General features: G+C 71.3%; 20 protein-coding genes and 1 pseudogene. 11 read left to right on the top strand and 10 right to left on the bottom strand.

The features are described from left to right. Window positions 1-124: 124 nt before the first annotated feature. From fabF to KDK95_RS25010, 3 genes and pseudogenes are all read left to right on the top strand, one after another. Window positions 125-1,375, top strand: a complete 1,251-nt coding sequence (gene fabF, locus KDK95_RS25020) for a beta-ketoacyl-ACP synthase II (RefSeq protein ID WP_212520726.1) — start codon at window positions 125-127, stop codon at window positions 1,373-1,375. 17 nt (window positions 1,376-1,392) lie between these two features. Then, a pseudogene (locus KDK95_RS25015) lies at window positions 1,393-1,746 on the top strand (carboxyl transferase domain-containing protein); the annotation flags it as partial. 319 nt (window positions 1,747-2,065) lie between these two features. Continuing rightward, window positions 2,066-3,568 carry a hypothetical protein gene (locus KDK95_RS25010; RefSeq protein WP_212520725.1) on the top strand — a complete coding sequence of 501 codons (1,503 nt, stop codon included), beginning with the start codon at window positions 2,066-2,068 and terminating at the stop codon, window positions 3,566-3,568. A 221-nt stretch (window positions 3,569-3,789) separates the two neighbouring features. On the opposite strand, the gene KDK95_RS25005 is transcribed toward KDK95_RS25010, so the two are convergent. Next, window positions 3,790-4,401 carry a histidine phosphatase family protein gene (locus KDK95_RS25005; protein ID WP_212520724.1) on the bottom strand — a complete coding sequence of 204 codons (612 nt, stop codon included), beginning with the start codon at window positions 4,399-4,401 and terminating at the stop codon, window positions 3,790-3,792. A 76-nt stretch (window positions 4,402-4,477) separates the two neighbouring features. On the opposite strand from KDK95_RS25005, the gene KDK95_RS25000 reads away from it, so the two are divergent. Continuing rightward, window positions 4,478-5,119, top strand: coding sequence for a class I SAM-dependent methyltransferase (locus KDK95_RS25000; RefSeq protein ID WP_249161851.1), 642 nt, complete (start codon window positions 4,478-4,480; stop codon window positions 5,117-5,119). A 253-nt stretch (window positions 5,120-5,372) separates the two neighbouring features. Here KDK95_RS25000 and KDK95_RS24995 read toward each other — a convergent pair whose 3' ends face one another. The 3 genes from KDK95_RS24995 to KDK95_RS24985 all read right to left on the bottom strand — a co-directional run bounded on the left by KDK95_RS24995 (window position 5,373) and on the right by KDK95_RS24985 (window position 7,774). After that, on the bottom strand, window positions 5,373-6,290 hold the full coding sequence (locus KDK95_RS24995) for an SAM-dependent methyltransferase (protein ID WP_212520723.1): 918 nt from the start codon (window positions 6,288-6,290) through the stop codon (window positions 5,373-5,375). Between the two features lie 286 nt (window positions 6,291-6,576). Next, window positions 6,577-6,813 (bottom strand): DUF397 domain-containing protein, encoded by a 237-nt coding sequence (locus KDK95_RS24990; protein WP_212520722.1) that lies wholly within the window; start codon window positions 6,811-6,813, stop codon window positions 6,577-6,579. 370 nt (window positions 6,814-7,183) lie between these two features. Further along, window positions 7,184-7,774, bottom strand: coding sequence for an ATP-binding protein (locus KDK95_RS24985; protein ID WP_212520721.1), 591 nt, complete (start codon window positions 7,772-7,774; stop codon window positions 7,184-7,186). Window positions 7,775-7,957: 183 nt separating this feature from the next. On the opposite strand from KDK95_RS24985, the gene KDK95_RS24980 reads away from it, so the two are divergent. Further along, window positions 7,958-8,830, top strand: a complete 873-nt coding sequence (locus tag KDK95_RS24980) for a Sco1979 family transcriptional regulator (protein ID WP_212520720.1) — start codon at window positions 7,958-7,960, stop codon at window positions 8,828-8,830. Here the strand turns inward: KDK95_RS24980 and KDK95_RS24975 are convergent. The 4 genes from KDK95_RS24975 to KDK95_RS24960 form a co-directional block, all read right to left on the bottom strand. Continuing rightward, the gene (locus KDK95_RS24975; RefSeq protein WP_249161850.1) at window positions 8,827-10,023 is read right to left on the bottom strand and encodes a prenyltransferase/squalene oxidase repeat-containing protein; all 1,197 of its coding nucleotides are present in this window, start codon (window positions 10,021-10,023) and stop codon (window positions 8,827-8,829) included. The two genes, KDK95_RS24980 and KDK95_RS24975, sit on opposite strands and share 4 nt — an antisense overlap. Then, a complete protein-coding gene (locus tag KDK95_RS24970; RefSeq protein WP_212520719.1) occupies window positions 10,020-10,733 on the bottom strand; it encodes a class I SAM-dependent methyltransferase in 714 nt (237 codons plus the stop codon). Before KDK95_RS24970 ends, KDK95_RS24975 begins: the two co-directional genes overlap by 4 nt. A gap of 13 nt (window positions 10,734-10,746) precedes the next feature. Next, window positions 10,747-12,015, bottom strand: a complete 1,269-nt coding sequence (locus KDK95_RS24965) for a glycosyltransferase family 4 protein (RefSeq protein WP_307844637.1) — start codon at window positions 12,013-12,015, stop codon at window positions 10,747-10,749. 367 nt (window positions 12,016-12,382) lie between these two features. Further along, the gene (locus tag KDK95_RS24960) at window positions 12,383-12,811 is read right to left on the bottom strand and encodes a MarR family winged helix-turn-helix transcriptional regulator (protein WP_212520718.1); all 429 of its coding nucleotides are present in this window, start codon (window positions 12,809-12,811) and stop codon (window positions 12,383-12,385) included. A gap of 128 nt (window positions 12,812-12,939) precedes the next feature. On the opposite strand from KDK95_RS24960, the gene KDK95_RS24955 reads away from it, so the two are divergent. Together KDK95_RS24955 and KDK95_RS24950 are read left to right on the top strand one after the other, a co-directional pair. Then, window positions 12,940-14,406 carry an MFS transporter gene (locus tag KDK95_RS24955; protein ID WP_212520717.1) on the top strand — a complete coding sequence of 489 codons (1,467 nt, stop codon included), beginning with the start codon at window positions 12,940-12,942 and terminating at the stop codon, window positions 14,404-14,406. Window positions 14,407-14,474: 68 nt separating this feature from the next. Continuing rightward, window positions 14,475-15,113, top strand: a complete 639-nt coding sequence (locus tag KDK95_RS24950; RefSeq protein WP_212520716.1) for a hypothetical protein — start codon at window positions 14,475-14,477, stop codon at window positions 15,111-15,113. 100 nt (window positions 15,114-15,213) lie between these two features. Here the strand turns inward: KDK95_RS24950 and KDK95_RS24945 are convergent, their stop codons facing one another. Further along, window positions 15,214-16,815: a S53 family peptidase gene (locus KDK95_RS24945; RefSeq protein ID WP_212520715.1), complete on the bottom strand. Its 1,602-nt coding sequence runs from the start codon at window positions 16,813-16,815 to the stop codon at window positions 15,214-15,216. 242 nt (window positions 16,816-17,057) lie between these two features. On the opposite strand from KDK95_RS24945, the gene KDK95_RS24940 reads away from it, so the two are divergent. From KDK95_RS24940 to KDK95_RS24930, 3 genes are all read left to right on the top strand, one after another. Continuing rightward, the gene (locus tag KDK95_RS24940; RefSeq protein WP_212520714.1) at window positions 17,058-17,879 is read left to right on the top strand and encodes a Nif3-like dinuclear metal center hexameric protein; all 822 of its coding nucleotides are present in this window, start codon (window positions 17,058-17,060) and stop codon (window positions 17,877-17,879) included. A gap of 73 nt (window positions 17,880-17,952) precedes the next feature. Next, window positions 17,953-18,693, top strand: coding sequence for a zinc ribbon domain-containing protein (locus tag KDK95_RS37880; protein WP_212520713.1), 741 nt, complete (start codon window positions 17,953-17,955; stop codon window positions 18,691-18,693). A 103-nt stretch (window positions 18,694-18,796) separates the two neighbouring features. After that, the gene (locus KDK95_RS24930; RefSeq protein WP_212520712.1) at window positions 18,797-19,918 is read left to right on the top strand and encodes a bifunctional RNase H/acid phosphatase; all 1,122 of its coding nucleotides are present in this window, start codon (window positions 18,797-18,799) and stop codon (window positions 19,916-19,918) included. A gap of 15 nt (window positions 19,919-19,933) precedes the next feature. On the opposite strand, the gene KDK95_RS24925 is transcribed toward KDK95_RS24930, so the two are convergent. Then, the gene (locus KDK95_RS24925) at window positions 19,934-20,716 is read right to left on the bottom strand and encodes a YaaA family protein (RefSeq protein WP_212520711.1); all 783 of its coding nucleotides are present in this window, start codon (window positions 20,714-20,716) and stop codon (window positions 19,934-19,936) included. 146 nt (window positions 20,717-20,862) lie between these two features. Between KDK95_RS24925 and KDK95_RS24920 the strand changes: the two genes are divergently transcribed. Then, window positions 20,863-22,338, top strand: a complete 1,476-nt coding sequence (locus tag KDK95_RS24920) for a glycosyltransferase 87 family protein (RefSeq protein ID WP_212520710.1) — start codon at window positions 20,863-20,865, stop codon at window positions 22,336-22,338. Window positions 22,339-22,532: the final 194 nt, after the last annotated feature.

Raw genomic sequence — 22,532 nt, 5'->3', positions numbered from 1 at the left:
CACGGCGCAGCGACCGCCGCCCGGTCCGCCGCGGAACTCCGCGGCGGCCGGGACGGCGGCACACCGCCCGGTTTTCGATCCGGGACAACCTCTCGGTCGGCATTCGAGTAGATGGGCTAGATCAGTGGACAAGACCGTGGTCGTCACCGGGCTCGGCGCGACGACTCCGCTCGGCGGGGACGTCGCCTCGACCTGGGAGGCGCTGCTCGCCGGCCAGTCGGGCATCGTCCCGCTGACCGAGGAGTGGGCAGCCGACATGCCGGTGCGCATGGCCGGACGGGTCCAGGTGGAGCCCGCCGAGGTGATGAAGCCGGTCGAGCGCCGCCGGCTGGACCGCTCGGCGCAGTTCGCGCTGATCGCCGCCCGCGAGGCCTGGAAGGACGCCGGCCTGGACGGCGTCGAGGTGGACGTCCACCGGCTCGGCGTCGCCGTCGGCTCCGGCATCGGCGGCGTGACCACCCTGCTCGACAACTACGACCTGCTGCTCGCCAAGGGCCCCCGCGGCGTGAGCCCGCGCGCGGTCCCGATGCTCATGCCGAACAGCCCCGCCGCGTACGTGGGCCTCGAGTTCGGTGCGCTGGCCGGCGTGCACACCCCCGTGTCCGCGTGCGCCACCGGCTGCGAGGCCATCGGCTACGCGCTCAACATGATCCGCTCCGGCCGCGCCGACGTCGTGGTCTGCGGCGGCACCGAGGCGGCGATCCACCCGCTGCCGATCTCCGCGTTCGCCAACATGATGGCGATGTCCAAGAACAACGAGGACCCGAAGCGGGCCTCGCGCCCCTACGACAAGGGCCGTGACGGCTTCGTGCTCGGCGAGGGCTCCGGCATCGTGGTCCTCGAGTCCGAGGAGCACGCCGCCGCCCGCGGCGCCCGCGTCTACGCCGTGCTGGCCGGGGTCGGCTACTCCGCCGACTCGCACGACATCGCCCAGCCCGACCCGACCGGCGAGGGCATCGCCGCCGCGGTCCGCAGCGCGGTGGCCGACGCCGGCATCTCGCCCGAGCAGATCGTGCACCTGAACGCGCACGCCACCTCGACCCCGCTGGGCGACACCGGCGAGCTCAAGGCGCTGCGCATGGCCCTCGGCGAGGACGCCGAGCACATCGCCATCTCCGCCACCAAGTCGATGACCGGGCACCTGCTCGGCGGCGCCGGCGGCATCGAGACGGTGTTCGCGGTCAAGGCCGTGCACGAGCTGCTCGCCCCGCCGACGATCAACATCACCGACCTCGACGAGAACGCCGACCTCGACATCGTCCGGGACGAGCCGCGCGCCCTGCCGGCCGAGACCCCGGCGGGTCCGATCGTCGCGCTGAACAACTCCTTCGGCTTCGGCGGCCACAACGTCGTGCTCGCGATCCGCCGCGCCTGACCCGAGTCCGCTCGCCGACCCTGGTGACCCGCAAGACCTACGGCGGCGCCTACATCGCCATGAACTCCCGCGCCCTCGGCGCGACCCGGGTGTTCGCGTGGCCGGGCGCGCAGGTCGCCGTGATGGGCGCGGTCGCCGCGGTGCGCGTGCTGCACCGCCGCAAGCTCGCCGCGGTGCCCGAGGACCTGCGGCCGCAGGTGGAGCTGGAGCTCGCCGCGGAGCACGAGATCATCGCCGGCGGCCTGGACAGGGCCAGGGATCTCGGCGTGGTCGACGAGGTCGTCGAGCCCGCCGCGACCCGGCGCGCCCTGGCCGCCGCGATCGGCTCCGCCCCGCGGCGTCGCGGGAGCCACGGGAACATTCCGCTGTAATTCTCAGCTTTTTCTTCGCCGGCCGCCGCGGCCCCTCCGGGGACGCCGGCGGCCGGCTCCGCTGATCACGGTGACTGCACGTCAGACGACCCGGGTGGTCACGATTTCGCTTCCGCCGAGCGCGGGCGCGCGATCGTGGCCACTGTTCTTTCCCGCCCCGACCACAAGTTAAATCGGCGAAACAGTGGACGGGGGGTAGCGTCCAGGGGTCACAATCGGGTAAAGACTCTAGGAGGAAGGATCAAGGCCGGAAGCCCAACCGGCCCGGCGGGCACCCACCACGGCCCGCCGCCGTCCGCAGTGAAGGAGGGGATAGAGCATGTGGGTCGGGTACCGCTCGGTGTTCGGAGTGGACTGGAAGGAGGCCGCCCACGGGCCGCAGATCGCGGCCGACCGCATGGGGGCGTGGCTGCGGGCCGAGGGCTTCGAGGAGCCCTTCCAGTCCGAGCCGGGGCGCTACAAGGTCGGGAACGGGGCCGTGCTGACAGCGACGGAAGGGGTGGCGCCCGGCCGGTTCAAGGCGGTGCGATATCGCCTGAAAGAGGCTCCCAGAGCCGGGGTGCACTGGTATACCTCTCTCACGTTCGTGTCGCTCTCCAGACGTCCTGACAAGGAGCTGAAGGAGAGCGGCTACTTCTTGATCGAGGTGAGCGCACGGGCGGAGGACGGCGTCGGGGTCATCGACGAACGGGTGCGTACGCCGGATCTGACCGGCCTGGTGCTGGACGCGGTGACCGCCTTCGACGGACCGGCGCGATTGACAACGTCGCCACAGCTGCTCGGCGTGCGCGACATCGATGAACTCATCACCGTGCTCTGCGACCCCGGGCGACGGCTACCCGCGATCGTCGCCGTGCCGGGGGAGGGCGACGATCTCGAGCCGTGGCGGGTGAGGTTCGCGGAGGCGACGAGGTACCTTCCGGGCATCGCGTCGCTGTACCTGCTCGACGACGAGGCGGGCCGGAAGCTCAACGGAGACTTCGAATACCACTGGACCATGGCCGCCCTGCGCACCTTCCGGCCCGGGGTCGATCCCGCGAGCCGCGAGGACGCCGAACGGCACCGGGTGCTCAAGGGCGAGCGGCTCGAGCACGAGATGGACGCGGTGCAGGCGATCCTGACCCACCGGATCCGTGCCGAGGCCGCCGCCGCGCCGCTGCCGCCCCCGCTGGGCGAGGTGGCGGACGTGCTCTACCAGGCCGGCGAGGAGCAGCGCGCCGAGGCGGCCAGGCAGCGCAGGTACTACGCGGAGATCGACGCCGAACTCGGCATCGGCCGCGAGCCCGGTCTCGACGGCGAGCACCCCTGCCCCGAGGCCGCCGAGGCGGAGCCGAGCCCCTTCGACCTGCTCGCCGACTCCTTCGGCGACTACCCGAACCTGCTGATCACCGCGGACTCGGGCCCGATGGGCGTCCTCGACCGCCACAAGGACGCGGCCACCTTCGCGGTCAAGGCCCGCGAGGCCCTCGCCGCCCTCGACAGCTACGCCGCCCAGCGCAGATCAGGGGCCTGGGAAGGCGGCGGATTCCGCCGCTACTGCGAGGATTCCCGCCACGGCGGCAGGATCTACCCGGCCACCCAGGTCGCCTCGCTGGAGTCCGACACCGTCCGCCAGGACCCCCGCCTGGCCGAGCAGCGCCGCTTCCGCGTCCCCAAGGCGATCGACTCCAGCGGCTACGCCGAGTTCTGGGCCCACGTCAAGATCGGCAACTCCGGCCAGACCGCGCCCCGCCTGCACTACTACGACGACACCTCCGGACCGACGGGGGCGGTGATCGTCGGGTACATCGGGCCGCATCTGAGGAATACGCGGTCCAGCTGAGCGTGGCGCCTCGAAGCCGATGGCGCGGGCCCGCGCAGCGCGGCCTCGGTCCTACGGCAGTAGGTTCCAGCGGGTGAGTACCGGGAACGTCGTGCTCGAAGCCGATGGCGCGGGCCCGTGCAGCGCGGCCGCAGTCCTACGGCAGTTCGTTCCATCGGGCGAGTACCGGGAACGTCGTGCTCGAAGCCGATGGCGCGGGATCGCGCAGCGCGGCCGCGGTCCTACGGTAGTTCGTTCCAGCGGGCGAGTACCGGGACGTTGTGCTCGAAGCCGAGCCTGGACACCGAGGCCGTGTCGAGCTTCAGGCGGCCGCCGTCGCGTGCGGGGAGGCCGATCCAGCGGGCGGCGAGGATGCGGAGCAGGTGGCCGTGGGCCACCAGGGCCACGTCGCCGTCGAGGGCCCGGTCGCCGGTGACCAGGGGCAGCACGCGGGCGATGACGTGGTCGCAGCGCTCGCCGACGTGCTCGACCGCCTCGCCGGGGTAGCCCTCGGGGCCGCCGGGGATGACGCCGTCGTGCCAGAGGTACCAGCCGGGGCGGCTGCGCTGGATCTCGTCGGTGGTGGCGCCCTCGTAGCCGCCGTAGTCCCACTCCCACAGGTCCGCGTCGACGCCGTCCAGGGCCACGCCGGCGAGCTTCGCGGTCTCCTGGGCGCGCTGGGCGGGGCTGGACCACGCGGCGGCGATGCGGGCACCCTGGCGGGCCAGCAGCGCGCCCGCGGCAGCGGCCTGCTCGCGGCCCTTGTCGGTCAGCGGCAGGTCGGTGCGGCCGGTGTGCCTGCCGTCGCGGCTCCACTCGGTCTCGCCGTGACGCAGCAGGATGATCTCTCCCATGCCAGCACCGTATCGGTTCGGCGGTGACTACGCAGTGCGGCGTCTGCTGTGAAAAAGTGTGTCTATGCCCTCCCCGATGCAAATGCAGCAGCAGTCCGAGATCGACCCGATCCTGTGGAAGGCCTTCGCGCAGACGCCGGGCTTCATGCCGTCGGAGGAGGCGCGGGCGCTGTACGGGGCCGCGGTGGCCGGGGCGGCGTTCGGCGATCTGATCGAGATCGGCACGTACCAGGGGAAGTCGGCGATCCTGCTCGCCGGGGCGGCGCGCGCGGGCGGACGCATGCTGCTGACGGTGGACCACCACCGCGGCTCCGAGGAGCACCAGCCCGGCTGGGAGTACCACGATCCGGAGCTCGTCGACCCCGCGGTCGGCCTGATCGACACGCTGCCGCTGGCCCGCCGCGCGCTGGCGCTGGCCGGGGTGGAGGACTCGGTCCTCCTCGTTGTCGGGCGCTCGGGCGACGTGGCGCGGCTGTGGCAGGGGAGCGCCGGATTCGTGTTCATCGACGGCGGTCACACAGACGCCGCAGCGCAGACGGACTACGAGGGGTGGGCGCCGAAGCTGGCGTCCGGCGGCGTACTGGCGATCCACGACGTGTTCCCGGATCCGGCGGACGGCGGGCAGGCGCCGTACCGGATCTATCTGCGGGCCCTGGAATCCGGGGACTTCGACGAGCTTCCGGGGGAGGGGTCGCTGCGGCTGCTGCGCCGGAGGTGACGTCGGCAGTGTACGCGATAGGCAGACGCTTCTCAGTGGACTGCGGACTGCGGACGGACTGCGGCCTGCGGACGGCGGACGGCGGACTGCGGACAGCGGACGGCGGCTGCGGACTGCGGACGGCGGAGGCGGACTGCCTGCGGACGGACGACGGACCGCGGCCTGCGGACGGACTACGGGCCGCGGACGGCGGGCCGCGGACTGCTGAGCCGGGTGCCGCGCTCTGCCTGGGCGGCGCTACACGTCTTTGGCGCTACACGTCCTTCTTGTGCAGGACGCCGCCGAGGGTCGCGGCGCGCTCGGCCATGTCGGGGCCGGGGCCGTCGTCCCAGGTCGGGTTCTCCTCCGGCGGCGCGTCCGCGCGACGCCAGAGCGGCAGTTGGACCATGCCGGGCTCGATGAGCAGGTGCGCGTAGTCGCGCAGGATCTCCGCGACCTGCGCCTCGGTGCGCGGGGTCAGGCCGAGCTTCTCCTGAGCGGAGAGCAGGTGCACGCCCTCGTCGATCTCCGGGACGCCCACCTCCTGCACGTGCTGGAAGGCGACCATGCTGTCCTCGGGCAGCCACTCGAAGAGCGCCGCCAGCGCGTTCCTGGCGTCCTCGGGATCCCTGATGTAGTCGAGCATGCCGAACAGCAGCACGCCGACGGGCCGGTCGAGATCGAGGTGCGCGACGACCTTCGCGTCGGCCAGCACGCGGCGCGGGGCGCGGAAGTCGCCCGCGACGACGGTCACGTCGCTGCCGGGGCGGCCGACGAGCAGGGCGCGGGCGTGGGCGAGGGTGATCGGGTCGTCGGCGACGTAGACGAAGCGGCAGGTCGGGTCGACGTCCTGGGCGATCTGGTCGTGGCTGTTGGCCACCGTGATCGCCGTGCCGAGCTGCAGGAACTGGGTGATCCCCTTGCCGACCAGGTAGCGCACCACGCGGCGGCTGAAGGCCTCCACGGACCGCGCGCTGATCACCGCGTCCGGCCTGGCCTTGAGCAGCACCTCGACGGCGTCGCGGTCGGCCTGGTAGTTGTCCTTGCCGCCGATCAGGTAGTTGTACATGCGGAACGGGTGCGGCACCGTCGGATCGATCTCCGGCGGATCCCAGTCCGCGGCGATCGACAGGGACCAGTCCGCGGCCGGGGGCTGGGTGTTCTCGAACTCGGATTCGGGGGATCCGTCCATCAGCGCCTCCCGGGCAGCGCGGTGCCGTGGCGACCGCCTGCACCGTTGTGTGTCCTGACATGATAATTCGTCAGACGGCGGCACGGAACAGCCTTCGCGAATCTCCTCGCGGCCATTCCGCCCTTCTACGACCCCGGATACGCCCCGCCGCCCCCTGCTTCTCCCCGGGGTCCGGGTCCGGCGCGCCCGCCGGGGCGGAGAAAAGCGGCTTGCCCCGCCCCGGCGGTCCAGGAGCGGGGCAAGCCAGTCTGTGGCGGCTTCGGCAGCCGTCGGTGCTTCTCCTCGGTCAGGACAGGTCGTCGAACTCGCCGTCCTTGGCGCCGGCCAGCAGCGCGGAGATCTCCGCGCGGGTGTAGATCAGGGCCGGGCCCTGCGGATCGCGCGAGTTGCGCACCGCCACGCTTCCGTCGGGCAGCGCGGCGAATTCGACGCAGTTGCCCTGAGAGTTGCTGTAGCTGCTCTTCCGCCAGGAAGCTCCGACGAGCTCGGTCGCCGCGGTCCCGTTCGCGGGTGTGAAGGACATGCTGGGCTCCTCACTGTTCTCTTCGCTGATCTTCGAGTGGTGCTGAAATTCCCTGCTCTTGGACCATAGCGTGGATGCAAGTGCATCGGCAGGTGAATCAGCCAAAGATTCCGCAAATTCGGCTGCAGTTTGCGTTGCGCGGACAGCAGCGTAGGGGAGTGCGTACCGGAGCGTGTGGAAAATGAATGCGCCTGAAATGGCCTACATCAATGTATGAATCGAATGGGCGGCCGAATGCGTGCCCGGGTGTGTTCGCGGGTATCGGGCCGCGGCTCAGTGCTCGGATTCGCGGCGCTCGGCGCGGAGTCGCGATCGGAGATCACGATGCTGATCCGCGACGGCGGCCCGGCCCCGGCGTTCCGGCGGGCGATCAGAGGTCGAAGGCCGCCCAGACGGCCTTGCCGTCCGGCAGGTCCTCCCAGTCCCACTCCGCGGCGAGCGCGTCCACCAGCAGCAGCCCGCGGCCGGACTCGGCGGTCTCCGCGGCTTCCTCGGGCATCGGCGGCAGCGGGCTGGCGTCGACCACCCGGAGGGTCAGCCGGCCGCTGTTGAGATCCAGCTCGAGGCGGATCGCGCCGGGGGAGCCGTCCTCGCTCGCGCCGGTGTGCAGCAGGGCGTTGGTGACCAGCTCGGAGACGACGAGGTCGACGTCCTCGACGAGGTGGCCGAGGTGCCAGTCGTTCAGCATCGTGCGGGCGGAGCGTCGGGCGCGCCCGGCGGACTCGGGAACCGGGTCGAGCCGGAACACGGCGGTGCGGACGAGGTCGGCCGGGAGAACCGATCCGCGGGTGTCCGCGGGTGTCGCGAGCGCCATGGGTGCATCCGTAGTGGTCGAGGGCCAATCCGGCGGACCGCCGTGCGCCCCCGTGGCGGGGGACGTGTCGTCGAGCCCGGTGTTGCAGGCGGTACAGGTGCGCGGGATCCCGGGCAGGGCCCGGACGATCGCCGTCTGTATCAGCATTCGCCTGTTCCCTTCAGATTGCAAGCGTCGATGCAAATGCCGATGGAGCTTGTGCCGATGCACTTGCATCGTAGCGCCGATGCGACGCTGTGTACGGCATCTTCGGCAAAGCCTCTTCAAATAGCCCTGACCAGGTGGCAAACTTGCGGGCACAGGCACTCGAGGGCGGGAGAAGAACCAGGCATGGATGGCGCGGGCGACAGTTCCACCGTGCGCCGGATCCTGCTCGGGACCGTGCTGCGCAAGCTGCGCGAGGCCGGGAGCGTCTCCATGAAGGAGGCCGGCTACCACATCCGCGGCACCGAGTCGAAGATCAGCCGGATGGAGACGGGCAAGGTCTCCTTCAAGGAGCGCGACGTCGCGGATCTGCTGACCCTCTACGGGGTGACCGAGGCCAAGGAGCGCGAGCAGATCCTCAACCTCGTCAACGAGGCGAACACGCTCGGCTGGTGGCACACCTACAGCGAATCGCTGCCCAACTGGTTCGAGGCCTTCGTCGGCCTGGAGACCGCCGCCTCGATCGTGCGCACGTACGAGGTGCAGTACATCCCCGGCCTGCTGCAGTGCCCTGAGTACGTGCGCTCCGTCGTGCGCGCCAACCGCAGCCTGAGCCAGGACGAGGTGGAGCGCCGCGTGGAGGTGCGGGTGCGCCGCCAGGACGTGCTCAACCGCCCCGGCGCGCCGGTGTTCTGGGCCGTGCTGGACGAGGCGGCGCTGCGCCGGCCGATGGGCGGCGTGGAGTCGATGGTGCCGCAGATCGAGTACCTGATCGAGAAGGCCGACCAGCCGAACATCACGATCCAGCTGCTGCCCTTCTCGGTCGGCGCGCACGCGGCCGAGGGCGGGGCCTTCGCGATGCTGCGGTTCGCCGAGCAGGAGCTGCCCGACGTCGTCTACCTCGAGCACCTGACGGGCGCTCAATACCTCGACCGTCCCGAGGACGTCGAGCAGTACGCCAGGGTGATGGACCGTATCTCGGTGGATGCGCTCACACCCGAGGACACGCTTCACGCGCTCAAGCAGTTCAAAATGCTCTCAGCACGCCGATCCCGTTAACGACTGCCCGCGGGCGTCGGTTCGCCGATCCGGGGCGTCGCCTCGCGCCTGCCTGCGGCGATCGGCCCGGCGGGCAGGTCCTCGCCGCCGAACACCGTGCGGGTCGCCGGCTCGCCGCCGAGCACGGCGAGGGCGAGCAGCAGCGAGCCCGCCGTCCACGAGGTCTTCTCCTCCGGCCAGATCGCGTTGTCGGCGTACACGTATCCGGTCCAGTAGAGGCCGTCCGGGTCGCGCAGGTGGCCGGCGTCCGTCAGCAGCCGGCGCGCGTGATCGGGGCGTCCCGCGGCCCAGAGGGCGATGCAGAGTTCGAAGGTCTCACCTCCGGTCACCCAGGGCCTGTCGTCCACGCAGCGGGTCCCGAGGCCCGGCACCACGAACCGCTCCCAGCCGGCGTCGAGGCGCGCCCGCGCCGCCGCGCCGCGCAAGGCCGTGCCGAGGATCGGGTAGTACCAGTCCATCGAGTAGCGGGCCTTCTCGGCGAACACGCCCGAGGAAGGCTGGCCGCCGAAGCCCCCGGCGGACGCGACCGCGCGGCCGAGACGCAGCGCCGCGTCGGTCCACTCCGACGCCGGACGCGGCTCGCACATCCGCTCGGCGATCGCGACCGCGCAGCGCAGTGCCTGGTACATCGAACTGCAGCCGGTCAGCAGCGCCTCGTCCGAGTCGGGGTTCCAGCGGATCGCGCCGTCCGCGCGCTGCAGGCCTAGTACGAACTCGACCGCCTGGGACACGCTCGGCCAGAGCGCGTCCAGGAACGCGTCGTCGCCGGTGATCAGCCAGTGGTGGTAGACGCCGACCGCGATGTACGCGGTGAAGTTGGCGTCCTTCGTCTTGTCCGACGGCTCGGCAGCGCCCTCCGGCGTGTCCGTGTAGTTCGCGTACCAGGACCCGTCCGAGTTCTGACGGTCCGCCAGCCAGCGGTACGCCGCCTCCGCCGCGGCGGGCCGGCCGGCCGCGTCCAGCGCCATCGCCGACTCGACGTGGTCCCAGGGGTCGGTCTTGTCGCCGTGGAACCACGGGATCGAGCCGTCGGGCCGCTGGATCGCCGCGATCCCGGCGGCCGTGCGCTCGATCAGCGGGAGCTCCAGGACCCCGGCGCCCGCCAGGATCGCGCCGCCGGAGAGGCTGCGGGCATCGCTCGCCTGCGTCGGCGGGCGCACCATGCTCGTGGATGAGCTCGCGAGCTCGCTCATCGGCGCTTGTTCGCGTAGACGACCAGGCTCTTGCCGAGTATCGGGTTGAGCACCGTCTCGCCGATGCGCGTCGTCTTCGGGCCCTTCATGATGTCCCAGACCAGCATCTTGTGATACGTCTGCACGAGCTTCGAGGAGTCGTTGTCCACGCCGACCGCGCACTTGAGCCACCAGTACGGCGAGTGCAGCGCGTGCGCGTGGTGGGAGCCGTAGGGGGCCAGCTTCACCTCGCGCAGCCGCTGCATGATCTGCGAGCGCTTGTAGATGCGCACGTGGCCGCCCTCGACCTCGTGGTACGCGTCGGACAGCGCCCAGCAGACCTGCTCGGGGAACCAGCGCGGCACGGTCACCGCGAGCTTGCCGCCGGGCTTCAGGACCCGCTCGAGCTCCGCGAAGGCCCGCGCGTCGTCCGGCAGGTGCTCGAGGACCTCGGCCGCCACCACCTTGTCGAAGCTGGCGTCCGGGAAGGGCAGCCGGTACGCGTCGCCGCGCACCGCGAGCGCGACCGCGTCCCCGGGCACCTCGCCGGCCTCGCGCATCGCCGCGAACATGCCGTTCACCGACTCCATCTCCGACATCGAGTAGTCGAGCGCGACGACGTGCGCCCCCCGGCGCAGCAGCGCGAACGAGTGCCGGCCCGCGCCCGCCCCGAGATCGAGCACCCGCTCGCCGGGGACGATCGGGAAGCGGTCGAAGTCGACGGTCAGCATGCCTTCTCCATCTTCAGCGTGCCATCTCCAGCGTGGCGCGGTAGCGCTCGGCGGTCGCGACGGCCGCGGCCCGCCAGGTGAACCGGGCGACGGCGCGGTCCCGGGCCGCCGCGCCCAGCACCACGCGCAGGTCCGGGTCGCCGAGCAGCTTCGAGAGGGCCACGGCCAGCGCCTCCGCGTCGCCGGGCGGGACCGCGAGCGTGGTCTCCCCGTGGGCTCCGGCGACCTCGGGGATCGCGCCGCCGGTCGTCGAGACCAGCGGCAGCCCGACCGCCATCGCCTCGACCGACGGCAGCGAGAAGCCCTCGTAGAGCGAGGGCACGCAGGCGACCTCGGCCGAGCGCAGCGTGTCGACGAGCTCCTGCTCGCTCAGCCCGGACACGAAGCTGACCCGGCCGGCCAGCCCGTAGCGCTCGATCGCCTGCTCGACCGCGCCGCCCGGCTTGGGCTTGCCGATCACGGTCAGCTCGGCGTGCTCGTGGTCGGCGCACACCTTCGCGAACGCGTCGATCAGCACGCCGAGGCCCTTGAGCGGGGAGTCGGCGCTGGCGGTGGTCACGATCCGGCCCGGCACCTTCGGCACCGCGGGATCCGGGCTGAAGCGCTGCACGTCCGTGCCTATCGGGATCGTGCTGATCCGCGAGGGGAGCACCCCGTAGTGCTCGCTGATCTGCGCCGCCGAGCTGGAGGAGACGGTGATGACCTCGGGCAGCCGCCGCGCGACCCGGCCCTGCATCCGGGTGAAGCCGTACCAGCGGCGGGTGCTGATCCGCTTGAGGCCGGTGGCCGCCGCGAGGTCGAGCGCGCGGTCGACCTGGATCGGGTGGTGGATGGTGGCGATGGTCGGCAGGCCGAGCCGGGGCAGCCGCAGCAGGCCGTAGCCCAGGCACTGGTTGTCGTGCACGAGGTCGAACTCGGTGCGGCGGCGCGCCAGCAGCCGGGCGGCGCGCAGCGAGAAGGTGTTCGGCTCGGGGAAGCCGGCGGTCCACATCGTGCCGACCTCGATCAGGTCGATCAGGTCGCGGTACTCGCCCAGCCTCGGGGTGCGGAAGGGGTCGGGCTCGCGGTAGAGGTCGAGGCTGGGGACCGGCGTGAAGCGCACGCCCTCGTCCAGCACGGGGTAGGGCTGCCCGGCGAAGACCTCGACGGTGTGGCCGAGCGCGACGAGCTCGCGGGAGAGGTTCCTGGTGTAGACGCCCTGGCCGCCCGAGTACGGATTCCCGCGGTAGCAGAGCAGCGCGATCCGCAGCGCGTCCCCGTCGAACGCGGCACCTCGTGTCACGCCCGGCTCCTTGTGATCTGTCGCCCTCCGGCGCGCCACGCGGCGGCCCTCATGCCCGCCGATCCTATCGTTCGCAGATACTACCAGCCGGTAACTAGCCGGGCCGGGAGCCTGCGCGGGCGCCGCGGATCACCCGTCGGTGTGATGCGGCGGCCCCGGAACGCGCGAACCCCCGCTCCCGGGCGGATCGCGCGGGGGAGCGGGGGACGCGTGCTGGCCCAGGTGTGCGGCCTGGACGTCTCGGCGGCCGCCGGAGAAGCCGTCCCGGGACTCTGAACGACCGTCACCTTCCAGTGCCGCCGGACCGGAAAACCGCGATTGGCCCGTTCGGCAGGCGCGGTTGACCCGTTCAGGCGTCGGCCCTCGCTCACTCGGCCCTGCTGCCGCGCATCTTCCTGAGCAGGTCGCGCAGCTGGATCCGCTCCGGCTGCTCGAGGCCGCGCAGCGGCTCCGCGGCGAAGTTCAGGTCGGCCCAGACCCGCGCCGAGAGTTCGCTGCCCGCCTCGGTCGGCGCGATCAGCTTGACCCGGCGGTCCTGCGGATCGATGCGCCGCTCGACCAGGCCGCGCGACTCGAGCCGGTCGACCAGCCCGGTCACGTTCGAGGGCTCGCAGCGCAGCCCGGTGGCCAGCCTGCTCATCGGTCGCGGCTCGGTTACCACCAGGGCGAGCAGCCGGGCCTGCGCGCCGGACAGGCCGTGCGCTCCGGCGGCGGCGTCGTAGTCCCCGAAGAAGCGCGTGGTCAGCTCCCCGAGGGCGGTGATCACCTCGAGGTCGAGCGGGTCGCGGCGGGTCATGGCTCCAGGGTAGCTCAAAGGTTAAGCGGCTGAAATATTTGACGGCCTGCGCATCGCGCGCCTAGGCTTACTTCAGCTACTGAACCTTATTGTTGCTGAAGCAACAGACCTGAACCGAAGGAACGAAGATGACAGCGACCGTGCCCGAGCGCCGCGAGGCGCCGGCCGCAGCGGCCGAGCCCGTGCGGGGAGCCAAGCCCGGCCTCGTCCTGACCGCGCTGGTGCTGGCGATGCTGGCCTTCACCGTCGTGCAGACCTCGGTGGTGCCGATCCTCCCGACGCTCGCCACGGCGTACCAGCTCACGACCGCGACCGTCTCCTGGGTGATGACGGCGAACCTGCTGGCCGCCGCCGTGCTCACCCCGCTGCTCGGCCGGATGGGCGACCTGTACGGGCGCAAGTGGGTGCTCGTGCTCTCGGTCGCCGGCCTGGTGGTCGGCTCGGCGCTCGCCTTCTCCGTGCACAGCTGGACGGTCCTGCTGGTGGCGCGGGTGCTGCAGGGCCTCGGCGGCGGCATCCTGCCGCTGGCCATCGCCGTCATCCGGGACGAGCTGCCGCGCGAGAAGGTCACCGGCGCCGTCTCCCTGGTCTCCGCCTCGCTCGGCGTCGGCTCAGGACTGGCCATGGTCGCGACCGGCTGGCTGATGCAGCACTGGAGCTATCAGAAGGTCTTCCTGATGGGCCTGATCCTCGGCGTCGTCGCGCTGGTCGCCGTGCTCGCCGCGATCAAGCACGATCCGGTGGAGGACCGCAACGGCACGATGGACCCGCTCGGCACCACGCTGCTCGGCGTCTGGCTCAGCGCCCTGCTCCTCGCGCTCTCCGAGGGCGAGACCTGGGGCTGGGGCTCGGCCGCCGTCATCGGCCTGTTCGCCGGCGCCGTGGTCGGCCTGCTGCTGTGGATCTTCGTCGAGCTGCGCACCGAGCACCCGCTGGTCGACGTCAGGGTGCTGGCCAAGCCCGCGGTCGCCGTGCCGAACGTCTCCGGCTTCTGCGTCGGCTTCGTCATGTACGCCTCGTTCACCATGCTCGCCGACTTCACCCAGACCCCGAGCCTGCTCGGCTACGGCTTCGGCGCGAGCATCCTGCACTCCGGCATCCTGCTGCTGCCCTCCGCGGTCGGCTCCTTCCTCGGCGCCCCGATCGGCGCCCGGATGATCCGGGCCACCGGCCCGCGCCTGCCCATGGCGCTCGGCGGCCTGCTCGCCGGCGCGGCGCTGCTCTTCCTCGGCTTCCAGCACGGCAGCCAGGCCGACGTGTACGCGGCCTCCGGAGTGATGGGCCTCGGCATCGGCCTCGCGTACGCCGCGATGCCCGCCTACATCAACGGCGCCGTCCCGCCGGAGCAGGCCGGGATCGCCAACAGCGTCAACGCCGTGCTCCGCACGGTCGGCGGCGCGGTGGGCACGGCGGTGGCCGGGGTGATTCTGAGCTCGAAGACGATCAGCGCCGCGCTGCTCGCCCACACCGAGCTCGCCGGGACCTCCGTGCCGACCGCCGACGCGTACCGAATCGCGTTCCTGGTGTGCGGTGTGCTGGGCCTCGCCGCGGCTGTGATCCCGTTCCTGGTTCGGACGAAGAAGGCCGCTGCGTAACCCATTGACGTCCGCCCCGCCCTGCCCCAACATTGAGGCCTTTGGTTTTCATGAACGGGAGGGAACAGATGTCAGAGATAGATCCCTGGGCGCTGCCCCAGGGCGGGGTGGGCACCGCCGGGGCCGGCATCCCCGGCGCCGCGCCGCAGCCGGCGTTCGCGCCGGTCGCGCCGCTGAACAAGACGCTGCCGATCGTGGTGATGGCGCTCGGCGTGCTCTACGTCCTGGTGAGCCTGATCGAGGTCTTCGTCATCAACAACGAGATCTCCTTCGCGAACTCGCTGGACGTCAACAACATCACCCAGGACCAGGTCAACCAGGCGCAGAGCGATGACAACGCGATCGCCACGGTCTCGGTGCTCGCGCTCATCGTCTTCCTCGGCACGCTGATCGCGATCGGCGTCTGGCAGCGCTCGCTCAACCGGACCCTCGGATCGGTCGGCGCCCGCAAGGCGGTCTTCAACCGGGCCGGCTACGTGTACTTCCGCGCCACCTGGCTGGTCTCGATCCTGCTCTCGGTCTTCCTGCAGGCGACCACGAGCAACAACGACCTGAGCTCGATCCAGGACGCGGTCAACCACGACCACGAGCTGATGCTGTACTACGGCCTGCGCGCCATCGTCGGCGTCGTGCTGATCTTCTTCGCGTTCCGCCTCAAGAAGATCTCCGAAGAGGGCGTCGCGCGCCTCGGGGGCCGGGCCTTCTAAGCAGTACCGCGGTTCCGACACGACGCGGGCGGGTGCGGCTCCCTCGAGCCGCACCCGCCCTTGCCGTTCATCGATCAGGCGGATCTACCGCCGTGACGGCTCAGAGCTCGTTCGAGATGAACTTGCCGCCGTTGTACGAGCCCCAGCCGGACACCTTGTCGTAGCCGGTGCCCGCGCTGTAGCCGCCGTTGCTGCCGCTCGTCACGTCGTGCATGACCGTGCTGTAGAGCGAGCCCTCGCCGATCGGGTAGATGAACGAGTTCACGTACCCGAACTTGGAACCGCCGAGGCTGGTGGCCGCCGTGTCGTAGTCGGCGATGAACGCGGCCCAGTTCGGCGCGGCGGCACTGGTGCCCCACACGTCGTACCAGCCGCCCTCGGTGTAGATGTACCAGGGGCTGGCCTCGGCGCCGGCAGCGGCGACGTCCGGCACGTCGCGGTAGGAGCCCGAGTTCACCGCCGTCTGGTAGGACGGCGTGGCCCACTCGACCGAGATGCCGCCGCCGCTGTCCGACCACGCGGTCTCGCTGGACCAGGCGCCGGAGGAGACGGTCACGTCGGTGCCGCCCACGCCGGAGACGTACGGGTCGGAGGCCGGGTAGTCGACCGACAGGCTCGAGCCGTTGTCGTCGGCGCCCGAGTCGCCGGAGGCCGCGAACATCGACTGGCCCTGGGCCGCCATCTCCTTGAAGTCGGCGTCGTCGGAGGACAGGTTGTTCTCCTCCGTCTCCGGCTCGCCCCAGCTGCTGGAGACCGCGGTGGTGTCCGCGCTGGCCAGCGCCGAGTAGAGGGCGACCTCGCCGGCGTCGGAGTTCGGCGCCTCGTACACCTTGATGGTGGACTTCGGCGCGAGCGCGTAGTCGACCTCGATGTCGAGCTCGTCCTCGTCCTCGCCGGAGGTGTCGGTCGTGCCGCCGTCCACCTTCACCACGCTGGCCGCGGTGACGCCCAGGCTGTAGGTGGTGTTGTACTTGGCGACGTCCGACGCGGCGTACGCGGAGAACTCGGCGAGCGCGATCGTCTTGCCGGAGCCGTTGTAGCTGTCCGTCGTGATGTCGGTGGTGAGGTTGTAGGCCTCACGCGCCGTCGTCGGCGTCATCGTCGTGCCCGCGTGCGAGGTCACCGCGGCGGAGGTGGACTCCTTGTGCGCCAGCGAGACGTGCAGCGCCTCGGTGTTCAGGCCCGCCACACCGCTGACCACCGACGCGATGCTGGCCGGCAGCGAGGGCGCAGCGGAGTTCGCGTAGAAGGACTGGGTGGAGGTCTTGTAGGTGCCGATCGAGACGTTGAACGCCTTCTCGACCTGCGCCGCCGTGCCGGAGGCCGCGATCGTCAGGTGGTTGCCGGTCAGGGCGCCGACCGAGAGGCCCTCGGACTTGAGGTACGAGGTGACCTGGTCGATCTGCGCCTGCGTCGGCGCGTACCGCGCGACGAACTGCTTGACCGTCAGGTAGTGCTTGTACGACGCCGACCTCGGGTCGGAGACGGCCTTGATGAACGCGTCCAGGCCGGCCTGGTTGCGCAGGTTGAGGCTGATCTCCAGGCCGACCTTCTGGGACGAGGAGACGGCGCCGGTGCGGGTGGCGTGGGTGCCGGCGATGTCCGCCGCCGCCGAGTCCGCGATGACCACGCGGCCGGAGGTGACCGACGCGCTGGCCGCGGGGACGGCGAGCGCGAAGATCGGGAGCGGGGCGGCGAGCATGCCGAGTATACGAAGGTTTACTTTCACGATCCATTCCTGTGGGTAGGCGGAACAGAAGGGAGCGACACCGGTGGGCTGCTGGGCCCCGAGTGGGAGTCAGAGCCCGGTGAACGGTGGTTCGCTTGCACGTTAGCGCGGTGCGGCGGGTGCTGAAATAGCCGTCTGCGCACTGAAAAATAAGATTTTCCTCATCCTGGCTTGGTGCGAACCGAAGATTTTCCGGCCCGTTAGACTCCTTCGCCATGCCCGAACTCGCCGAGGTCCTCGCCGTCCTGGACGCCGCCTATCCGCCCGCCCACGCCCAGCCCTGGGACGCCGTCGGCCTCGTCTGCGGGGACCCGCGGGCGCAGGTCGAGCGGGTTCTGTTCGCCGTCGACCCGGTCGACGCGGTGCTCGACGAGGCGCTCGACTGGGGCGCGCAGCTGCTCGTCACCCACCACCCGCTGCTCCTCAAGGCGGTCAACGGGGTGCCCGCCACGAACTTCAAGGGCCGCAACGTGCACCGGCTGATCCGCGGCGGGTGCGCGTTGCTGACCGCTCACACCAACGCGGACGTCGCCCGTCCGGGAGTGTCCGACGCGTTCGCCGAGGCGCTCGGACTGGCCGTCGGCGACCCGATCCTGCCGCTGCCCGGCGACCCGGCCGGGCGGCTCGGGCTCGGCCGCTACGGCGAACTGCCCGAGGCCGAGCCGCTGGCCGCGTTCACCGCGCGCGTCGCCCGCGCCCTGCCTGCCACCGCCTCCGGCGTGCGCGCGGCGGGCGACCCGGACCGGCCGATCCGCCGCGTCGCGGTGTGCGGGGGAGCGGGCGACGACCGCGAACTGCTCGCCGCCGTGCGCGCGGCCGGGGTCGACGCGTACGTCACTGCGGACCTGCGCCACCACCCGGCGTCCGAGGCGATGGAGGACGCGCGGTTCGGCGGCGGCCCCGCCCTCGTGGACGTCGCGCACTTCGCGAGCGAATGGCCCTGGCTCTCCGTGGCCGCCGGTCTGCTGGCAGGCGGTACGGTAGAGACGCGGGTGTCCACGCTCGTCACCGACCCGTGGACCGCGCACACCTGCTGAGCCGCGCCCCTCGGGGCCCGGAGCCGGCGGGACCACATATACATAGAGACGAAAAGCCGAGGAGTACCGCCACGTGAACGCCGAGCCCGCCGACCAACTGCGCCTGCTCGATCTTCAGGCGCTGGACTCCAAGCTGGACCAGCTCGCGCACCGCCGCCGCACGCTCCCGGAGATCGGCGCGCTGCAGGCGCTGGAGACCAAGCTCGGCCAGCTCCGCGACGTGCACGCCGTGTCCGCCGCGGCGGATTCCGACCTCGCCCGCGAGCAGTCGAAGGCCGAGGCCGACGTCGACCAGGTGCGGGCGCGCGCCGAGCGGGACCGGAAGATCCTGGAGTCGGGCAGCGGAAGCGCCAAGGACCTGGAGAACGTGCAGCACGAGCTGGAGTCGCTGGGCAAGCGCCAGGCCGACCTCGAGGACGTCGTGCTCGAGGTGATGGAGAAGGTCGAGGCCTCCGCCGCCCGCACCGCCAAGCTCGCCGCCGACCGCACCGAGGTCGAGGCCGACCGCGAGCGCGCCGCGCACGCGCTGGCCCAGCAGCAGTCGGCCGTGGACAAGGACGTCGAGTTCGCGCGCAGCCAGCGCGAGGTCGTCGCCAAGCAGGTCCCGGCCCCGCTGATCGCGCTCTACGACAAGCTGCGCGAACAGTACGACGGCGTCGCCGTGGCGGCCATAGTGCGCCGGCGCTGCCAGGCGTGCCAGATCGAGCTGGACATCGCCGAGGTCAACGCGGCCAAGTCCGCTGCCCCTGACACGATCCTGCGCCACGACTCGTGCCGCCGGATCCTCGTGCGCACCGCGGACTCCGGGCTGTAGCCCAGGGCCGTGGTTCGGGAGAAGGCCGGGCCGCGGGAGTTGTGACCGGGCTCCCGCGCCCGGCTTCGGATCGTCGAATGGTCGGATCGACTGTGGACTGCTCATGCGCACCCTGATCGTCGAGGCGGACGGCGCCTCCCGCGGCAATCCCGGCGCCGCCTCGTACGGCGCCGTGGTCCGCGACGCCGAGGACGGGCAGGTGCTCGCCGAGGTGGCCGAGGCGCTCGGCACCGCGACGAACAACGTCGCCGAGTACCGCGGCCTGATCGCGGGCCTCGCCGCCGCGGCCGGCCTCGACCCGACCGCGCGCGTCGAGGTGCGGATGGACTCGAAGCTGGTCGTCGAGCAGATGTCCGGGCACTGGCAGATCAAGCACCCGGACCTCAAGCCCCTCGTCGCCCGCGTCCGGACGATCCTGCCGCGCGATCAGGTCACGTACGCCTGGATCCCGCGCAGCCAGAACCAGCACGCCGACAGGCTTGCGAACGAGGCCCTGGACGCCGAGGTCAGGGGAGAGGTCTGGCAGTCCACGACGCCGACCAAGCCCGACACGGGCGCCTCCGCCACGGCGAAGGTCGCCTGGTCACCCGACGTCGGCCGTCCCACGAGGCTGCTCCTGCTCCGCCACGGCGTCACCCCGCTCACCGTCGAGAAGCGCTTCGCCGGCGTCGGCGACCCGGAACTCACCGCGCACGGCATCGAGCAGGCCAACCGCGCCGCGGCCCGGCTCAAGGACGACCCCAGGTTCGGCCCCATCGACGTCGTGCTCGCCTCCCCGCTGCGCCGCACGACGGCGACGGCCGAGGCCGTAGCCAAGCTGACCGGGCTCGAAGTCCTGGAAGAGCACGGCTTCCGCGAACTCGATTTCGGCAAGTTCGAAGGCCTCTCCTTCGGCGAGGCCAACGCCCAGTACCCCGCCGAGCTGGCGGCCTTCCTGGCGTCCCCCGACGTCCCCCCGCCCGGCGGCGAGACCCTCACCGCGGTCGCCCGCCGCGTAGCCGCCGCCCGCGACCGCGCCCTCGCGAGCTACCCGCGCCAGACCATCCTCGTCGCCACCCACGTCACCCCCATCAAGGCCCTCGTCTGCCAGGCGCTCGGCGCGCCGCTGTCCGCGGTGAACCGCATGGAGCTGGGGCCGGCGTCGCTGACCGTCATCGACTACTACGAGGACGACCTGGCGAGTGTGAGGTGCGTGAATGACGTGTCGCACTTGAAGTTCCGGTAGGCGTCCCCGCTCGCCCTAAAGCTCGCTCACCACGATATCCAGCGCGGTCGGCGCGTTCGGCCGCGTGCCTGCCGGGCCCTGCTCGACGGTGTACCCGAAGCCGCGCACGAGCTCCGCGAACTCCTCTGGCTTGCGCGGGCGCTGGCCGGATTCGAGGAGGGAGCGGGCGAGGCGGCCCTTGGTCGCCTTGTTGAAGTGGGAGACGACGGTGCGCTTCACGACGCCGTTGACTTCGCGCTCGTGCAGTACGCGGACCGTCACGGCGTTGGCCCCGGGCGTCCACAGGCCGGCGTAGGCGCCGGAGCGGAGGTCGACGACGAGGTCCGCGCCCACGTGTCCCGCCAGCGGGTCGCGCAGGGCCTTGCGCCACGCCGTGGAGACCGAGCCAGCGCCGGGCAGTTTGACGCCCGCGGAGCAGCGGTAGTGCGGGATGCGGTCGCCGGGGCGGACCACGCCCCACAGGCCCGAGAAGATCAATACGTGGTCCAAGATCACACCACGCTGGCGCAGGGTAGGCAGATCGAGTGCGTCGTAGAGCACGCCCGTGTACACGTCCGCGGCGGGCGCCGCCGGGGCGTTCGCGATCTCGCGGTTGTGCTCGGACTCACCCGACTGGCCCTCGCTCAGGCCGAGCGCCTCGCGGGCCTTCGCGGCGGGCCCGCGGCAGAGCCGGACCAGGGCGTCGCGCAGCGCCTCGCGGGTCGGAGCAAGCTCCGGAAGTGCGAGGGAACCGAGATCGGCCGGGGCGGCGTCACTCGGAAAGGCCTTGGTCTCCGATGGTGGAACGAAGATAAACATCGTGGAACGGTTCCGTCATAGATCGCTGGGCTGGCGGCCCCACCTTAGCCGCAAACCGTATGATGCCGCTGGTCCGCAGTACCTCGCCAGCCGGTGACGGTCCGTCAGCGCGCCGGCCGCCGAACCCCGGGGAGAAGAAGGCCCAGATGAAATTGTCGTTGACCAAGCGGCGCGTGATCACGGCGCTGGCCGTTTGGTTCGTGACCCGGGCCGTGCTCTATCTGGTGGCGACCGAGCACTTCCTGCACAAGTACGGCAAGGAGAGCGTCGGCGACGTCAGCATCTACCTCAAGTGGGCGGCGAACTCGCTGTACTACGGGCAGATCCCGCACGACACGGAGTGGCAGTACCCTCCGCTGCTCGCGCCGATCCTGGTCTTCCCCGAGTGGCTTTCGCACACCCTGGGGATGCACTACCTGACCGGCTTCACGGCGATGACCTTCCTCGCCGACTGCGTGATCACCGCGATGCTCGTGTGGACCGCTGTGCGCCGCGACACCTGGTCCGGCCCCTGGTACTGGATCGTCGGCGTCCCGCTGCTCGGCCCGATAGTCTACGGCCGCTACGACGTCTTCCCGGCGCTCTGCGTGGTCGTCGCGCTGGCGCTGCTCGGCCGGGGCGTCCCGGCCCTCATGGCGGACGGCACCAAGGGGCGGCAGCTCAACAACCGCCGCTGGGTCGCCGGAATCCTGATCGGCTTCGGCACCGCGATCAAGATCTGGCCCGGCTTCGCCGTGTTCGGCATGCCGCGCTCGAAGCGGGGCTGGCAGGCGATCGCGACGATCGCCGCCTCGACCGTCGGCTCGATCGCCGTGATGTCGGTCTTCTTCAAGGGCACACTCAGCTTCATCGGCAACCAGGGCAGCCGCGGCATCGAGATCGAGTCGATCTGGGGCATCCCCTTCGTGCTCGGCAAGCGGCTGCACCTCGAGCACGTGATCACGACGAAGGTCGTGTACGGCTCGTACCAGGTGACCCCGGACGGCCACGGTCTGATCTACTACGTCGTCAACCTGACGTACTACGTGGCGCTGCTGGCCCTGGTCTGCGGCTTCGGGCTGATGGCCTACTGGTGGTGGCGCAAGACCTGGCGGCCGGCCGTGATGGCCGACGCCACATTCGTCACCACGCTGCTGTTCATCGTCGTCAGCCGGGTGATCAGCCCGCAGTACCTGATCTGGCTGCTCGCCGTCGCGGGCTTCTGCCTGCTCTACAAGGACACGACGCAGCGCCGCAGCTCGCTCCTGGTGCTGATCTGCCTGCCGCTCACGCAGTACGAGTTCCCGTTCGCGTTCACGGACCTGCTGCACGCGCACATCGTCGTCACGCTCGACGTGTGCCTGCGCGACCTGCTGCTGGTGCTCGCGACGTACTTCGGCTTCCGCGACCTGTGGGTCTCCACCGTGGACGGCCCGTTCCTGCCGCCGCGCCTGCGCGCGCTGATCTCCCGCGGCGGCTCCGCGGCCGACAAGGCGGCCACCGAGGCCCCGTCGCCGGCCGTGATCCCGCAGGCGCAGTCGGCGGCTGCCGAGGTTGAGGCCGAGGCCGAGGTCGCGGCGGACGCGGTCGAGCCGGACGTCGACGAGGTCGAGGCCGAGCCCGCCCGGACCGCGAAGAACTAGCCGGACGGGCACGGGCCGGACCGGCAGGACCGCCGGTCGGATGGACTGAGCAACGCCGAAGGGGCCCGGGGTCATCGACCCCGGGCCCCTTCGGCGTTGCTCTCGGCGGTGCTCACGCGTCGGCAGCCTTGCCCAGGTACTCGCCGGGGGACAGCCGCTCCGACGCCCCCAGCCGCCCGTCTCAGCCCCGCTAC

This window comes from Actinospica acidithermotolerans (assembly GCF_018139625.1).
GTDB classification, from domain to species: domain Bacteria; phylum Actinomycetota; class Actinomycetes; order Streptomycetales; family Catenulisporaceae; genus Actinospica; species Actinospica acidithermotolerans.
The sequence above is the reverse complement of the archived record's forward strand: the minus strand, read 5'-3'. Positions and strand labels throughout refer to the sequence as shown.

Excerpts from the sequence above, each read along its gene's own strand:
- KDK95_RS25010 (WP_212520725.1), top strand. The coding sequence starts at position 2,066 with ATGTGGGTCGGGTACCGCTCGGTGTTCGGAGTGGACTGGAAGGAGGCC.
- KDK95_RS25005 (WP_212520724.1), bottom strand. The coding sequence starts at position 4,401 with ATGGGAGAGATCATCCTGCTGCGTCACGGCGAGACCGAGTGGAGCCGC.
- KDK95_RS25000 (WP_249161851.1), top strand. The coding sequence starts at position 4,478 with ATGCAAATGCAGCAGCAGTCCGAGATCGACCCGATCCTGTGGAAGGCC.
- KDK95_RS24995 (WP_212520723.1), bottom strand. The coding sequence starts at position 6,290 with ATGGACGGATCCCCCGAATCCGAGTTCGAGAACACCCAGCCCCCGGCC.
- KDK95_RS24990 (WP_212520722.1), bottom strand. The coding sequence starts at position 6,813 with ATGTCCTTCACACCCGCGAACGGGACCGCGGCGACCGAGCTCGTCGGA.
- KDK95_RS24985 (WP_212520721.1), bottom strand. The coding sequence starts at position 7,774 with ATGCTGATACAGACGGCGATCGTCCGGGCCCTGCCCGGGATCCCGCGC.
- KDK95_RS24980 (WP_212520720.1), top strand. The coding sequence starts at position 7,958 with ATGGATGGCGCGGGCGACAGTTCCACCGTGCGCCGGATCCTGCTCGGG.
- KDK95_RS24975 (WP_249161850.1), bottom strand. The coding sequence starts at position 10,023 with ATGAGCGAGCTCGCGAGCTCATCCACGAGCATGGTGCGCCCGCCGACG.
- KDK95_RS24970 (WP_212520719.1), bottom strand. The coding sequence starts at position 10,733 with ATGCTGACCGTCGACTTCGACCGCTTCCCGATCGTCCCCGGCGAGCGG.
- KDK95_RS24960 (WP_212520718.1), bottom strand. The coding sequence starts at position 12,811 with ATGACCCGCCGCGACCCGCTCGACCTCGAGGTGATCACCGCCCTCGGG.
- KDK95_RS24955 (WP_212520717.1), top strand. The coding sequence starts at position 12,940 with ATGACAGCGACCGTGCCCGAGCGCCGCGAGGCGCCGGCCGCAGCGGCC.
- KDK95_RS24950 (WP_212520716.1), top strand. The coding sequence starts at position 14,475 with ATGTCAGAGATAGATCCCTGGGCGCTGCCCCAGGGCGGGGTGGGCACC.
- KDK95_RS24945 (WP_212520715.1), bottom strand. The coding sequence starts at position 16,815 with ATGCTCGCCGCCCCGCTCCCGATCTTCGCGCTCGCCGTCCCCGCGGCC.
- KDK95_RS24940 (WP_212520714.1), top strand. The coding sequence starts at position 17,058 with ATGCCCGAACTCGCCGAGGTCCTCGCCGTCCTGGACGCCGCCTATCCG.
- KDK95_RS24930 (WP_212520712.1), top strand. The coding sequence starts at position 18,797 with ATGCGCACCCTGATCGTCGAGGCGGACGGCGCCTCCCGCGGCAATCCC.
- KDK95_RS24925 (WP_212520711.1), bottom strand. The coding sequence starts at position 20,716 with ATGTTTATCTTCGTTCCACCATCGGAGACCAAGGCCTTTCCGAGTGAC.
- KDK95_RS24920 (WP_212520710.1), top strand. The coding sequence starts at position 20,863 with ATGAAATTGTCGTTGACCAAGCGGCGCGTGATCACGGCGCTGGCCGTT.